The organism is Mycobacterium kyorinense (genome assembly GCF_002101735.1).
In the GTDB taxonomy this organism is placed as follows: domain Bacteria; phylum Actinomycetota; class Actinomycetes; order Mycobacteriales; family Mycobacteriaceae; genus Mycobacterium; species Mycobacterium kyorinense.
Genome location: NZ_LQPE01000058.1, coordinates 33,958 through 47,261 on the forward strand (window position 1 = coordinate 33,958; position 13,304 = coordinate 47,261).

General features: G+C 66.6%; 13 protein-coding genes, 2 tRNA genes and 1 pseudogene. 8 read left to right on the plus strand and 8 right to left on the minus strand.

The window, feature by feature from the left end:
* Window positions 1-157: 157 nt before the first annotated feature.
* Entirely contained in the window at window positions 158-1,597 is a 1,440-nt protein-coding gene (locus AWC14_RS08820) for a phytoene desaturase family protein (RefSeq protein ID WP_045384468.1), read from the plus strand.
* A gap of 45 nt (window positions 1,598-1,642) precedes the next feature.
* Here AWC14_RS08820 and ilvC read toward each other — a convergent pair whose 3' ends face one another.
* The 3 genes from ilvC to AWC14_RS08835 are packed head-to-tail and all read right to left on the minus strand — an operon-like array spanning window position 1,643 to window position 4,993.
* Window positions 1,643-2,656: a ketol-acid reductoisomerase gene (ilvC, locus tag AWC14_RS08825; RefSeq protein WP_045384466.1), complete on the minus strand. Its 1,014-nt coding sequence runs from the start codon at window positions 2,654-2,656 to the stop codon at window positions 1,643-1,645.
* A 28-nt stretch (window positions 2,657-2,684) separates the two neighbouring features.
* The gene (gene ilvN, locus AWC14_RS08830) at window positions 2,685-3,191 is read right to left on the minus strand and encodes an acetolactate synthase small subunit (RefSeq protein WP_045384464.1); all 507 of its coding nucleotides are present in this window, start codon (window positions 3,189-3,191) and stop codon (window positions 2,685-2,687) included.
* The gene (locus AWC14_RS08835) at window positions 3,191-4,993 is read right to left on the minus strand and encodes an acetolactate synthase large subunit (RefSeq protein ID WP_235216035.1); all 1,803 of its coding nucleotides are present in this window, start codon (window positions 4,991-4,993) and stop codon (window positions 3,191-3,193) included. The genes ilvN and AWC14_RS08835 overlap by 1 nt, the downstream gene beginning before the upstream one ends.
* Before the next feature lie 370 nt (window positions 4,994-5,363).
* Here AWC14_RS08835 and AWC14_RS08840 point away from each other — a divergent pair, with 370 nt between their 5' ends.
* Window positions 5,364-5,702: a PH domain-containing protein gene (locus AWC14_RS08840; protein ID WP_045384482.1), complete on the plus strand. Its 339-nt coding sequence runs from the start codon at window positions 5,364-5,366 to the stop codon at window positions 5,700-5,702.
* Here AWC14_RS08840 and AWC14_RS08845 read toward each other — a convergent pair.
* Window positions 5,699-6,541 carry a DoxX family protein gene (locus tag AWC14_RS08845; protein WP_045384462.1) on the minus strand — a complete coding sequence of 281 codons (843 nt, stop codon included), beginning with the start codon at window positions 6,539-6,541 and terminating at the stop codon, window positions 5,699-5,701. The two genes, AWC14_RS08840 and AWC14_RS08845, sit on opposite strands and share 4 nt — an antisense overlap.
* 80 nt (window positions 6,542-6,621) lie before the next feature.
* The gene (locus tag AWC14_RS29505) at window positions 6,622-7,473 is read right to left on the minus strand and encodes a DoxX family protein (protein ID WP_052425687.1); all 852 of its coding nucleotides are present in this window, start codon (window positions 7,471-7,473) and stop codon (window positions 6,622-6,624) included.
* 127 nt (window positions 7,474-7,600) lie between these two features.
* Here AWC14_RS29505 and AWC14_RS08855 point away from each other — a divergent pair, with 127 nt between their 5' ends.
* Complete coding sequence (locus AWC14_RS08855; protein ID WP_045384459.1) at window positions 7,601-8,722, plus strand: PQQ-dependent sugar dehydrogenase; 1,122 nt, start codon at window positions 7,601-7,603, stop codon at window positions 8,720-8,722.
* A 1-nt stretch (window position 8,723) separates the two neighbouring features.
* Here AWC14_RS08855 and AWC14_RS08860 read toward each other — a convergent pair whose 3' ends face one another.
* Complete coding sequence (locus tag AWC14_RS08860; RefSeq protein WP_428838958.1) at window positions 8,724-9,263, minus strand: flavin reductase family protein; 540 nt, start codon at window positions 9,261-9,263, stop codon at window positions 8,724-8,726.
* A gap of 88 nt (window positions 9,264-9,351) precedes the next feature.
* Between AWC14_RS08860 and AWC14_RS08865 the strand changes: the two genes are divergently transcribed.
* From AWC14_RS08865 to AWC14_RS08885, 5 genes are all read left to right on the plus strand, one after another.
* Complete coding sequence (locus AWC14_RS08865) at window positions 9,352-9,975, plus strand: TetR/AcrR family transcriptional regulator (protein ID WP_057003398.1); 624 nt, start codon at window positions 9,352-9,354, stop codon at window positions 9,973-9,975.
* 65 nt (window positions 9,976-10,040) lie between these two features.
* On the plus strand, window positions 10,041-10,835 hold the full coding sequence (locus AWC14_RS08870; protein ID WP_045384456.1) for a fumarylacetoacetate hydrolase family protein: 795 nt from the start codon (window positions 10,041-10,043) through the stop codon (window positions 10,833-10,835).
* The gene (gltX, locus tag AWC14_RS08875; protein WP_045384453.1) at window positions 10,832-12,280 is read left to right on the plus strand and encodes a glutamate--tRNA ligase; all 1,449 of its coding nucleotides are present in this window, start codon (window positions 10,832-10,834) and stop codon (window positions 12,278-12,280) included. The genes AWC14_RS08870 and gltX overlap by 4 nt, the downstream gene beginning before the upstream one ends.
* A 90-nt stretch (window positions 12,281-12,370) precedes the next feature.
* A tRNA-Gln gene (locus tag AWC14_RS08880) sits at window positions 12,371-12,442 on the plus strand.
* 72 nt (window positions 12,443-12,514) lie between these two features.
* Window positions 12,515-12,587, plus strand: a tRNA-Glu gene (locus AWC14_RS08885).
* A 15-nt stretch (window positions 12,588-12,602) separates the two neighbouring features.
* Here AWC14_RS08885 and AWC14_RS08890 read toward each other — a convergent pair.
* Together AWC14_RS08890 and AWC14_RS28105 are read right to left on the minus strand one after the other, a co-directional pair.
* Window positions 12,603-13,103, minus strand: coding sequence for a pyridoxamine 5'-phosphate oxidase family protein (locus AWC14_RS08890; protein WP_045384451.1), 501 nt, complete (start codon window positions 13,101-13,103; stop codon window positions 12,603-12,605).
* A 90-nt stretch (window positions 13,104-13,193) separates the two neighbouring features.
* Window positions 13,194-13,304, minus strand: a pseudogene (locus tag AWC14_RS28105) (IS982 family transposase); the annotation flags it as partial.

The window sequence follows — 13,304 nt, forward strand, 5'->3', positions numbered from 1 at the left end:
AGCGGCGATCGCAAGCGCGGCGGAGCCGGGCGCAGCGGGTTGCCGGCAGCACCGATGACTCTGCGCTGACCAGGCGAGCTACTCGCAGTTTTGCCTGGTAGCCGCAGAGTCAACGACTGTGTCGCTGTGCGACCGCGGTGGTCCTTACCATCACGGGATGGACGTCACCGTCGTCGGTAGTGGACCGAACGGACTGACCGCCGCTGTCATCTGTGCCCGTGCGGGGCTGTCGGTGCAGGTGGTCGAGGCCCAGCCGACGTTCGGCGGCGGCTCGCGCACGCTTGCCGATCCGGAGTTTCCGGGGGTGTCGCACGACATCTGTTCGGCGGTGCACCCACTGGCGCTGGCATCGCCCTTCATGGCGCAATTCGACTTGGCCGCCCGCGGCGTGAAGCTGATGGTGCCGGAGCTCGCCTACGCCAATCCGCTGCCGGACCGTCCGGCCGCGATCGCCTACCACGATCTCGAGCGGACCTGCGATGGCCTAGAGCACGGCGCATCATGGCGACGGCTGCTGGGCCCGTTGGTCGAAAACGCTGACGCGGTGGTCGGATTACTACTCGGCGACAAACGCTCGGTGCCCACCGCTGTGTTGCCGGCGCTGCGCTTGGGGCCACGGATGCTCGCGCAGGCCACTCCGGCGTGGCGGTCACTGGCGGGCGAAGATGCCCGTGCGCTGTTCAGCGGCGTTGCCGCCCACACTATTTCACGCATGCCGTCCCTGGTCTCGGCAGCCGCCGGGCTGATGCTCGCGACCCTGGCCCATTCGGCCGGCTGGCCCATCCCGGTGGGCGGGAGTCAGGCGATCGCCGATGCGCTGATCGCCGATTTGCGGGCACACGGTGGCGAGCTGACCTCCGACGTGGAAGTCACCGAACCGCCGAGTGGTGTCGTGCTGTATGACACCGCCCCCACCGCGTTGCTGCGCATTTACGGTGACGCATTACCAGCCCGATATGCGAAAGCGTTGCGCAGCTATCGGTTTGGACCAGGCGTGGCGAAGGTCGACTTTGTGATCAGCGACGACATTCCATGGTCCGACGCCCGTCTGGCGCAAGTCCCGACGTTCCACCTCGGCGGCACCCGTGCCCAGATGGCCCACGCCGAAGCAGAGGTGGCCGCCGGACGGCACGCGGAATGGCCGATGGTGCTGGCCGCCACACCCCATGTCTGCGACCCGGGCCGTGTCGATGCCGACGGTCGTCGACCGTTGTGGACCTACGCCCACGTGCCGTCGGGCTCGACGGTGGACCAAACCGAGGCTGTCACAACGATTTTCGAGCGATTCGCGCCGGGCTTTCGCGACGTCGTGGTGGCGGCTCGCAGCGTGCCCGCCGCGCGGCTGGCCGACCACAACGCGAACTACGTCGGCGGCGACATCGGCGTGGGCGGAAACTCCGTGGTGCGTGCCCTTCTCGGCCCAACGCCCCGACTTAATCCCTGGGCGACACCAATTCCCAAGGCGTACCTGTGCTCAGCCGCGACGCCACCAGGCGGCGGCGTGCACGGCATGTGCGGGTATTACGCCGCGCGGACGGTACTCAAGCGCGAGTTCGGCGTTCGCGAGTTGCCGAAATTGTCGATTTCGGCGCGATAATCGTCGCGCAGCGATAGTTATCGCGCCGAAATCGCACGGCGACGGCTATGCCGTCTCTGTGATCGGGCGGTCGACCCAGCTCATCAAGTCGCGCAGCTTCTTGCCGGTCACCTCGATGGGGTGCTCGGCGTTCTCCTTGCGCAGCCGCGCGAGTTCTTTGCCGCCGCCCTCGACGTCGGCGACCAGCTTCTTGACGAAGGTGCCGTCCTGGATGTCGCGCAGGATCTCGCGCATCCGCTCCTTGGTGTCGGCGTCGATGACCCGCGGGCCCGACAGGTAGCCGCCGAACTCCGCGGTGTCGGACACCGAGTAGTTCATCCGCGCGATGCCGCCCTCGTACATCAGGTCGACGATCAGCTTGAGTTCGTGCAGCACCTCGAAGTAGGCCATCTCCGGCGCGTAGCCGGCCTCGACCATCACGTCGAATCCGGCCTTGACCAATTCCTCGGTGCCGCCGCACAACACGGCCTGCTCACCGAACAGATCGGTCTCGGTCTCCTCTTTGAACGTGGTCTTGATGACGCCGGCCCGGGTGCCGCCGATGCCTTTGGCGTAGGACAGCGCCAGCGCCTCCCCTTCGCCGTTGGGGTCCTGCGCCACCGCAATCAGACACGGCACACCCTTGCCGTCGACGAACTGGCGACGCACCAAGTGCCCCGGGCCTTTTGGCGCGACCATTCCCACCGTGATCTCAGGCGCCGGCTTGATCAACTCGAAGTGGATGTTGAGCCCGTGACCGAAGAACAGCGCGTTGCCGGGCTGAAGATTCGGCTCGATCTCGTTTTTGAAGATGTCGGCCTGCGCGGTGTCGGGCGCCAGCAGCATGATCACGTCGGCCCATTTCGCCACCTCGGCGGGAGTGTCGACCTCGAGCCCCTGCTCGGCGACCTTCGCACGCGACTTCGAGCCTTCCTTCAGGCCCACCTTCACCTGGACGCCGGAGTCGCGCAGGCTCAGCGAGTGCGCATGTCCTTGGCTGCCGTATCCGATGACGCCGACCTTGCGGCCCTGGATGATCGACAGGTCCGCGTCGTCGTCGTAGAACATCTCCACTGCCACTGTATGTTTCCTTACTTCCTTCGATGAGTTATTTCGCATTGCCGATGCCGCGCGGACCGCGCGACAGCGACACCAATCCGGATTGGACGATTTCGCGCACACCGTACGGTTCCAGCACGCGCAGCAGCGCCTCGAACTTCGCCGGGGTACCGGTGGCCTCGATGATCAGCGACTCCGGGGACACGTCAATTACCCTGGCCCTAAACAGGTTCGCCGCTTCGATGATCTGGCCGCGAGTACTCGCGTCGGCCCGCACCTTGATCAGCGCCAACTCGCGCGACACCGAATTGTCGTCGTCCTGCTCGACGATCTTGATGACGTTGATCAGCTTGTTGAGCTGCTTGGTGACCTGTTCGAGCGGCGTGTCCTCGGCCGAGACGACGATCGTCATCCGGGACATGTCTTTCTGCTCGGTGGCGCCGACGGCCAGCGACTCGATGTTGAAGCCGCGCCGGGAGAACAGCGCCGCGACCCGCGCGAGCACACCGGGTTTGTCCTCGACCAGAACCGAAAGTGTATGGCTGGTAGCGCTCATCAGGCGTGCCCCTCGTTGCCCTCGTCGTCGAAGAGCGGGCGAATGCCACGCGCGGCCTGGATCTCGTCGTTGCTGGTGCCCGCAGCCACCATCGGCCACACCTGCGCATCGGCGCCCACGATGAAGTCGATGACCACCGGCCGGTCGTTGATCGCGCGCGCCTGGGAAATGACGTCTGCTACATCTTCCTCACGCTCGCAACGCAATCCGACGCAACCCAGCGCCTCGGCCAGCTTGACGAAGTCGGGGATGCGATGCGAGTGGGTGGCCAGGTCGGTCTGCGAGTAGCGCTCGGCATAGAACAGCGACTGCCATTGCCGCACCATGCCCAGGTTGCCGTTGTTGATCAGCGCGACCTTGATCGGTGCGCCTTCGATGGCGCACGTGGCCAGCTCCTGGTTGGTCATCTGAAAACAGCCGTCGCCGTCGATCGCCCACACCTCGGCGTCCGGGCGGGCGATCTTGGCGCCCATCGCCGCCGGAATGGCGAAGCCCATGGTGCCCAGGCCGCCGGAATTGAGCCAGGTGCGCGGCTTTTCGTACGAAATGAACTGCGCGGCCCACATCTGATGCTGGCCGACCCCGGCGACGTACACCGCGTCGGGCCCGGCGATCTTGCCCAAGGTTTCGATCACGTACTCGGGGCTCAGGCTGCCGTCGCTCTGCGGCCCGTAGCTCAGCGGGTACGTGGCCTTGACGCCGCGCAGGTACTCCCACCAGTCGTCGATCTCGATGCTGGCCCCGTCGTGGCGCAGCGCGGCGATCAGGTCGGTGATGACGGCCTTGACGTCGCCAACGATCGGCACATCGGCGTGGCGGTTCTTGCCGATCTCGGCCGGGTCGATGTCGGCGTGGATGACCTTGGCCTCCGGCGCGAACGAGTCGAGCTTTCCGGTCACCCGGTCGTCGAAGCGAGTGCCCAGTGCGATCAGCAGGTCGCTGCGCTGCAGGCCGGCCACCGCCGCGACCGTGCCGTGCATGCCCGGCATGCCCAGGTGCTGCGGGTGACTGTCGGGGAAGGCGCCCCGCGCCATCAGCGTGGTGACCACCGGGATTCCGGTCAGCTCGGCCAGCTCGCGCAGCTGCTCGGTCGCGTCACCACGGATGACGCCGCCGCCGACGTAGAGCACCGGCTTGCGAGCGGCCGCAATCAGCTTGGCGGCCTCGCGGACCTGGCGGTTGTGCGGCTTGGTGTTCGGCTTGTAGCCGGGCAGGTCCATCCGCGGCGGCCAGGCGAACGTGCACTGGGCCTGCAGGACGTCTTTAGGGATGTCGACCAGCACCGCACCCGGCCGCCCGGTGGCCGCGATGTGGAACGCCTCTGCGATCACGCGGGGAATCTCGTCGCCGCTGCGAACCAGAAAGTTGTGCTTGGTGATCGGCATCGTGATGCCGGAGATGTCGGCCTCCTGGAACGCGTCGGTGCCGATCAGCGACCGCCCGACCTGCCCGGTGATCGCCACCACCGGCACCGAATCCATTTGCGCGTCGGCGATCGGAGTGACCAGGTTGGTGGCGCCGGGGCCCGAGGTGGCCATGCAGACGCCGACTTTGCCCGTCGCGTGCGCGTAGCCGCTGGCGGCGTGCCCGGCGCCCTGCTCGTGGCGAACCAGCACGTGGCGCAGCTTCTTGGAGTCGAACAGCGGGTCATACACCGGCAGCACCGCACCGCCCGGTATGCCGAAGATGACTTCGACGTCGAGTTCCTCCAACGACCGGATGACCGACTGCGCGCCGGTCATCTGTTGCGGCGCAACGTGTTTCGGTTTAGGTGCAGCAGACGCGCCGTTTGCGACCGGCATTGCGGCCGATCGCTCGGTTGGTCGCGTGGTGGGTGCGCTCACTGGGTCCTCTTCGTGGTCTCTCGATGACAACAAAAAACCCCCGCCAGCTCAGCTGCTGCACGAGGGTTGCGCGTTGGAGCTCGAAACTAGTCAGCCACCAACGCGCCGACCGAGTACTACGAGCATTTCGCGGCTGTCCATAACGTTCGACGGTAGCCTCCGCACAGGTCAGCCGTCAAATCCGGGTGCACTGGCACCTCCCGTGTTGAGATTGCACTCAGGGTCGTGATTTGCGTCGCGGCGCAGCCCTGGGCGCGATTTCAACGGGCAATGACATGATGCCAGCGTGGCTTTTCACTCACCGCCGGCGGTGATCAGGATTTCGCCGATGGCGCATTTCGCGGTGGGCTTCCTGACGCTCGGCCTGCTGGTGCCGGTGTTGACCTGGCCACCGACCGCACCATTGCTGGTGATCCCAATTGTGTTGTCGGCGTTGATCGTTCGGCTGCGCACCGTGGCCGACGAAGACGGCGTGACGGTCCGGACGCTGCTGGGTAGCCGGTCGCTGCGCTGGGAGGAGATCGACGGGCTGCGGTTCAGCAAGAGCTCCTGGGCTCGTGCCCGGCTCAAGGCGGGCGGCGAGTTGCGGCTACCCGCGGTCACCTTTGCCACGCTGCCCTTGCTGGCCGAGGCCAGCGCGGGCCGAGTGCCCAATCCGTATGCCTAGCTCAGGGGATTGGCGCCGTTGAGCAAAACCCACACGGCGATGCCGCCGCCGATGCCCAGCAGCAGCGCCGCGAACGAACCGATGAACGGCCGCCGCGCCCACCCGCGACCGGCGTCGAACCCGTAGCGGCCGGGGCCGATCAGGATGACGGCGGCCGCCACCAGGATCAGCGTGATCTCGTACTCGTGACCGTCGGGCAAGAAGTAGGGAAACGACCGCGAGTCGGACTGCCCGGATACCGAAGCGATCAGGCCGTTGATCAGGTAAGCCAGCGCGCCCCCGGCGGCTAGCGGGGTGAACAGTCCCAGCACCAGCAGCACCCCGGCGACGATCTCACCGCCCGCGGCGACATAAGTGAGGATGTCGGCGTGCTGGTAGCCGACATCGGATAACGAGTTCTTGAATGCGGTCAGCCCGTGCCCGCCCCACCAGCCGAAGAGCTTCTGCAGCCCGTGCGCGATCAGCACCGAACCGAGCCCGACCCGCAGGATCAGCAGGCCAAAGTCCTGGGTGCCGCGGCGGCCGGCCGCGCGGACCCGCTCGTCCTGCTCGGCGGTGTCGGTGTCCGGCGGACCGAACACCGAGTGGCGGCCGGTGTCCGGCGGCTGGACGTAGGGCAACGGCTGCGACGCACCGACCAGGCCGTATCCGCTGCTGGACACACGCGCGCTGGTGGAGTCGTAGTGCGGGATTGTGGTGGTCTCGAAATCGCCTGCATAGGTGGCTGACGGCAGGTCGTCTTCCGGGTCGACCAGGCTTGCGGTTGCCGGTCGGCCCGGGGTTGGCGCCTCGGAGTCCTCCGGCCGCCGCCAAGGTGCGTCATGCGATTGACTGGTCACGCGTGTCAGGGTAAGGGCAGTTCGGCCGAGATTGGGGATTTGAGCGGCGCTTTTACCAGACTGATGCACTCGTCGGTGTTTCACGCCAGCGGATTGGCGCCGTTGAGCAATACCCAGATGCCGATGCCGGCGCCGATACCCACCAGCAGCGCCACCGACGAGCCGATGAACGGCCGGCGGGCCCAGCCCTGACCCGCGTCAAGTCCGTACAGTCCCGGGCCGGCCAGCAGGATCGCAACCACCGCGACGATGGCTACGACGTGGTATTCGCTGCCGTCGAGCAGGAATCTGGGGTGGCCGTGCTGATGCTGGGCCGCGATGTTGGCCAGCAGGCCGTTGACCAGGTAGGCCAATGCGCCGGCGGCGACCACCGGGGTGAACAAGCCGAGAATCAACAGCGCGCCTGCCACGATCTGGCCGCCGGCGGCCACCCAAGCCAGGATGTCGGCGTGCTGGAAGCCCAGGCCCGTCAGTGAACGTGTGAAGCCGTCGTGGCCCTGGCCGTCCCACCAGCCGAATGCGTTTTGCAGGCCGTGGGCGCCCAGCACCGCGCCGACGCCGGCTCGCAGCACCATCAAGCCCAGATGCTGGGTGCCGCGTTGTTTGGCGATTTTCAGCCGGGGATCGTCGACCAGCCGCGGCTGCACCGACGGCAGCGGATCACGCTCGGCGACCGCCGGCTGCGCGGTGTCGTCGGAGACGTCGTCGGCGGCCTCGTCGGCTTCGATGGCCGTGGGCTCCGACTTGGCCTCGTCGCTGGGCGCCTCGACCTCTTTTTCGGCGGTTTCCTCCGGCTCGAGCAGCTTGTGCGGCGCTGACTCCCGCTGCTGCGGTGGACGCGGCTCCTGCTGTGGCGGAGGGGTTTCCCGCTTGGGCGACGAGCCGGCCTCCTCGAGTCGGTGCCAGCGGGTGAAGTCAAAGGAACCGGTCACCGTGCCAGCCTAAAGCCAAGCAACTGACGCCCGGGACACTTTGCCGGGCGCCTTGATCTCCCCGTGACCTGGCGCGTGGGCGGGTCGGCGTGGCGGGGACCGCCGCGGTGTCCGTACCCTTGCGGACATGCGGTTACGGCGGTCGGTTCGGTGCGGGTTCGCCGCGCTGTGTGCGTCGCTGCTGGTTGTGAGCGGTTGCGCCCGGTTCAACGACGCCCAGTCCGAGCCGTTCACCACCGAACCGAATCGGCGCCCGCCGCCGACGTCCACTCCTCCCCCGCCGCCACCGTTGCCCGCCAAGCCGTTCCCCAAGCAGTGTCCGGCCCCCGGCGTCATGCAGGGCTGCCTCGAGAGCACCAGCGGGTTGATCATGCTGCCCGACAGCAAGTCGGCGTTGGTCGCCGAGCGCACCACCGGTGCGGTCAAAGAGGTCTCGGTCAGCGCCGAGCCCAAGGTGAAGACGGTGATCCCGGTCGACCCCTCCGGTGACGGCGGGCTGATGGACATCGTGCTGTCCCCGACCTACAAGCAGGACCGGCTGATGTACGCCTACGTCAGCACGCCCAGCGACAACCGGGTGATCCGGATCGCCGACGGCGATATCCCCAAAGACATCCTGACCGGAATTCCCAAGGGCGCCACCGGCAACACCGGCGCGCTGCTGTTCACCAGTCCGACCACGCTGGTGGTGCTCACCGGCGACGCGGGCAACGCGGCGATGGCCGCCGACCCGGGTTCGCCGGCGGGCAAGGTGCTGCGCATCGAGCAGCCGACCACGCTCAACCAGGCCCCGCCGACCACCGCGCTTTCCGGCATCGGCTCGGGCGGCGGGTTGTGCACCGACCCGGTCGACGGGTCTTTGTACGTGGTGGACCGCGCGCCCACTGCCGACCGACTGCAGCGCATCACCAAGGACTCCAAGGTGTCTACCGTGTGGACCTGGCCGGACCGGCCCGGTGTCGCCGGTTGCGCGGCCCTGGACGGCACGGTGCTGGTGAACCTGATCAACACCAAACAGACCGTGGCCGTCCATCTCGCGCCGGCCACGGGCGCGGTTACGGGCGAGCCCGACGTGGTGCGTCAGGACACGCACGCCCATGCGTGGGCGTTGCGGATGTCGCCGGACGGAAACGTCTGGGGCGCAACGGTGAACAAGACCGCCGGCGACGCGGAGAAGCTCGACGACGTGGTGTTCCCGCTGTTCCCGCAGGGCGGCGGATTCCCGCGGGCCAACGAGGACAAGACGTAACTCAGGCCTGGTGGCCCGGCTCGAGGTCGGTGACGTCGGAGAAGCTGACGAGATCGTCGTCACGCTCGGGCGCGGAGCCGGCAACCGGTTCCAGCAGGTAACCCACGTGGTCGCCGAGGTCGATTCGGTCCAGTGTCATGCCCACAAACCATCCCGCCGCATCGTCGAGAATCGGCATGCCCTCCGGACCGCTGTGCCACGCGCATTGCGCGAATTTGTCGATCTGGTCGCCGGTTTGGCCGCCGAACAGCCGTGCCAGCTCAATGTTGTTGCGGCCCAAGACATGTACGGCCAAATGCCCGGATTTGCTTGCGACGCCGAAGGTGTGGTTGCGCCTGGACATGCCGACCAGAAACCGTGGTGGGTTCAAACTGGTTTGGGTGGCGAACCCGACGAGACAGCCCGACCGGTGGCCATCGGCCTGGGTGGTCACCACGAACATTGTGTAGTCCAGCATGCCAACCAGCCGGTCGAACGAGTCGTTCATCGGAAACCCGGACAGGAACGGCGGATTCGGCAATCTTTCGTCGCGAGACGTCATCGCGAGCCTTTCCGGAGCGGTATATCGGCTATCTGGTGACAGTCTTCACCAGATAGCTGGGTGGGTCAAGGATGCGACAATCGAGCCCATGGCGGGCACGGCGCGCACCTACGGTGGTGCCACCCACAGCGAGCGGCGCTCGCGGCGGCAGGCCGTGCTGATCGACACCGCACTGGACCTGGTCGCTGCCCACGGTGTCGGCAGCCTCACGGTGCGCGGCGTCTGCGCCCGGGCTCGGCTCAACGACCGCTACTTCTACGAGAGCTACCGCAATGTCGACGAGCTGGTGCTGGCGATGCTCGACGACCAGATCAGCCGGGCATTCAGCGCACTGCTGCCCGCGATCGAGGCCACCGCGCCCGATCCGGTGCTTCGTGCCCGCGCGGCCATCGGCAGCGGTCTGGATTTCCTGGCCGACGATCCGCGCCGCGGGCGGCTGCTGATCGAGTCGCAGACCACCGACGGATTGCGGGGGCGCCGCCTGGAGCTGGTGAAGATGCTGGCCAAAGTGATGGCCGACCAGGGCCGGGCACTGCTCGACGGGCAGGAGTCGCTGGATCCTGACATCGACCTGGCGGCGTTCACGCTTGTCGCCGGCGGGTTCGATCTGGTGACGCTGTGGTTGCGCGACGAACTCGACGTCAGCCGCGAGCACCTGGAGGACTTCTTGGTAGCGATGGTCACCGGCGGGCGCCGTCGCGACCGGCACTAGCTCTATGGTGTCGGCCCGCGGCGCCCGGCTTCGCCGCGCTGGCGACCGCCACTAGCATCCAACGAATGCGCCTTGGCCGAATCGCCAGTCCCGACGGCGTCGCCTTCGTCAGCATCGACGGCGACCCGAATGACCCCAGCGGGATGACTGTCCGCGAAATCGCCGAACATCCGTTCGGCACACCGACGTTCACCGGCCGCTCCTGGCCGTTGGCCGACGTACGGCTGCTGGCACCGATGCTGGCCAGCAAGGTGATCTGCGTCGGCAAGAACTACGCCGCGCACGTCGCCGAAATGGGCGGGTCGGGAAAGGACGCGGCCGACCCGGTGATCTTTCTGAAGCCCAACACCGCGATCATCGGTCCCAACGTGCCGATTCGGTTGCCCGCCAATGCATCACCGGTGCATTTCGAAGGCGAGCTCGCCGCCGTCATCAGCAGGCCCTGCAAGGACGTGAGCGCCGACCGGGCGACCGACAGCATCCTGGGCTACACCATCGCCAATGACGTGACCGCCCGAGATCAACAACGATCCGATGGTCAGTGGACACGGGCGAAGGGCCACGACACGTTCTGTCCGGTCGGGCCGTGGATCGACACCGACGTCGACCCGTCCGATCTCGAGTTGTGCACCGAGGTCAACGGAGAAGTCAAACAACGCAGCCGCACCTCGCTGATGATTCACGACATCGGCGCGATAGTGGAATGGGTCTCGGCCGTGATGACCCTGCTGCCAGGTGACCTCATTCTCACCGGCACCCCCGAAGGCGTCGGGCCGATCGAGGACGGGGACACCGTCAGCGTCACCGTCAGCGGAATCGGCACATTGACCAATCCCGTTGTCCGCAAAGGAAAATCGTGAACGTTCGGGTCCGGTTCTGCCCGTCGCCCACCGGCGTTCCCCATGTCGGGCTGATCCGCACCGCGTTGTTCAACTGGGCCTACGCGCGGCACACCGGCGGCACGTTCGTGTTCCGGGTCGAAGACACCGATCCGCAACGCGATACCGAAGAAAGCTATCTGGCATTGCTGGACGCGCTGCGCTGGCTCGGACTCAATTGGGACGAGGGCCCCGAGGTGGGCGGACCGTACGGCCCGTACCGGCAGTCGCAACGCGGCGACATCTACCGCGATGTGGTGGATCGCCTGCTCGCCGCGGGCGAGGCATACCAGGCCTTTTCGACGGCCGAGGAGGTGGAGGCGCGCCATCTCGTGGCCGGACGCAGCCCCAAGTTGGGTTACGACAACTTCGACCGCGATCTGACCGATGAACAGCGGGCGGCCTATCTGGCCGAGGGGCGCAAACCCGTGGTGCGGCTACGGATGCCCGACCAGGACCTCAGCTGGGACGACCTGGTGCGCGGGCCCACCAACTTCGCCGCGGGTGTGGTGCCGGATTTCGCGTTGACCCGCGCGACCGGGGATCCGTTGTACACCTTGGTCAACCCGGTCGACGACGCGCTGATGAAGATCACCCACGTGCTGCGCGGTGAAGACCTGCTGCCGTCGACCCCACGCCAAATCGCGTTGTATCAGGCGCTGATCCGCATCGGTGTGGCCGAGCGTATTCCTGAATTCGCCCATCTGCCAACGGTATTGGGCGAAGGGACCCGCAAGCTGTCCAAGCGTGACCCGCAGTCGAACTTGTTCGCTCACCGCGACCGCGGGTTCATTCCCGAAGGGCTGCTGAATTACCTGGCGCTGCTTGGCTGGTCGATCGCCGGCGACCGCGACGTGTTCAGCATCGAGGAGATGGTGGCCGCCTTCGACGTGGCCGACGTCAACGCCAACCCGGCCAGGTTCGACCAGAAGAAGGCCGACGCGATCAACGCCGAGCACATCCGGCTGCTCGACCCCGACGACTTCACCGCCAGACTGCGGGCTTACTTCGACGTGCACGGCCACGACACCGGGCTCGACGAGGCGGGGTTCGCGGTGGCCGCGGGCCTGGTGCAGACCCGCATTGTGGTGCTCGGAGACGCGTGGGCGCTGCTGAAATTCCTCAACGACGACGAGTACGCGATCGACCCGAAGGCCGCAGCCAAGGAGCTCGGCCCCGATGCCGCCCCGGTGCTCGACGCCGCCGCAACGGCCCTGGACGCGGTGACGGACTGGACGACGGCGGGTATCGAGGCCGCGCTCAAGAGCGCGCTGCTGGAGGGTCTCGGCCTCAAACCGCGCAAGGCCTTCGGCCCGATCCGGGTGGCGGCCACCGGGGCGTCCATCAGCCCGCCGCTGTTCGAATCGCTGGAGCTGCTTGGGCGCGACCGAAGCCTGCAGCGGCTGCGGGCAGCGCGTGAGCATTGAGACCGGATTCTTTGGTAGTCTGCACGTCGGCCCTTGGCGGTTGGCAGAAGCGGCAGTGCAGAACTCTGACCAGCGGTTTCAGGGCGCCGATGGGGTATGGTGTAATTGGCAACACAGCTGATTCTGGTTCAGCCATTCTAGGTTCGAGTCCTGGTACCCCAGCAAAGTTTGTCCACCGCAAGCAATTAGGTGGGCATACGGCTGTGAGCTATGCTGACAGCTCGGATCAGTTCTGGCCCCGTCGTCTAGCGGCCTAGGACGCCGCCCTCTCACGGCGGTAGCGTGGGTTCGAATCCCATCGGGGCTACTTTTTCGCTGGCGGCTAGACCGCGGCGGGCGCGGTCGAACCGCCCACCGGCATCGTGGGCAGGCCGAGCTTGCGGTGGTCCCACGACCGAGTGCGGCGGGCCACGATGCGCACCGCGACCCGTTTGTTCATCATCTGGTCCACCATGGGCTTCACGTCGTCGGTGTAGGGGCCGGTGTAGCGCTCCCACACGCTGACTCCGACGCGGAAAATCGCGTCGGGATCCTCGACGATCTCTGCCACACCTTCGAAGGACACCCCGCGCAGCGTGTCATAGGTGTCGCCGCCCTCCAGCAGAAAACTCACCCGCGGGTCGCGCCGGAGGTTGACCGCCTTCTGTGATTTGGCTTTGGTCTCGAGCCAGATTTCGCCGTCGACAACGCCGTACCACATCGCGGTCAAGTGCGGCTGGCCGTCGGGCCCGATGGTGGCCAAAGTTCCGGTGCGGCTGGTGGCGACAAATTCCGCGATCTCCGCCTCGGTCATGACAATCTGTGCGCGCTGGTTGGTTCCCATGGCTTGAAAGTGTGTCAGGTCGCCAATTCGGCTCTGCGACGCGCTGGCGCAGTCTCGGCACAAGAACTAGATGAGTGATTCCTATCCCGGTCAGTGGTCGTAGGCGATCAGTGATCGTTTGGTGGGGGTGTTGATTTTCCAGTTGTGCCAGATCACGGCGGCCAGTGCGAGTAAGCGTTGAGCGATGCGGGCGAAGACACC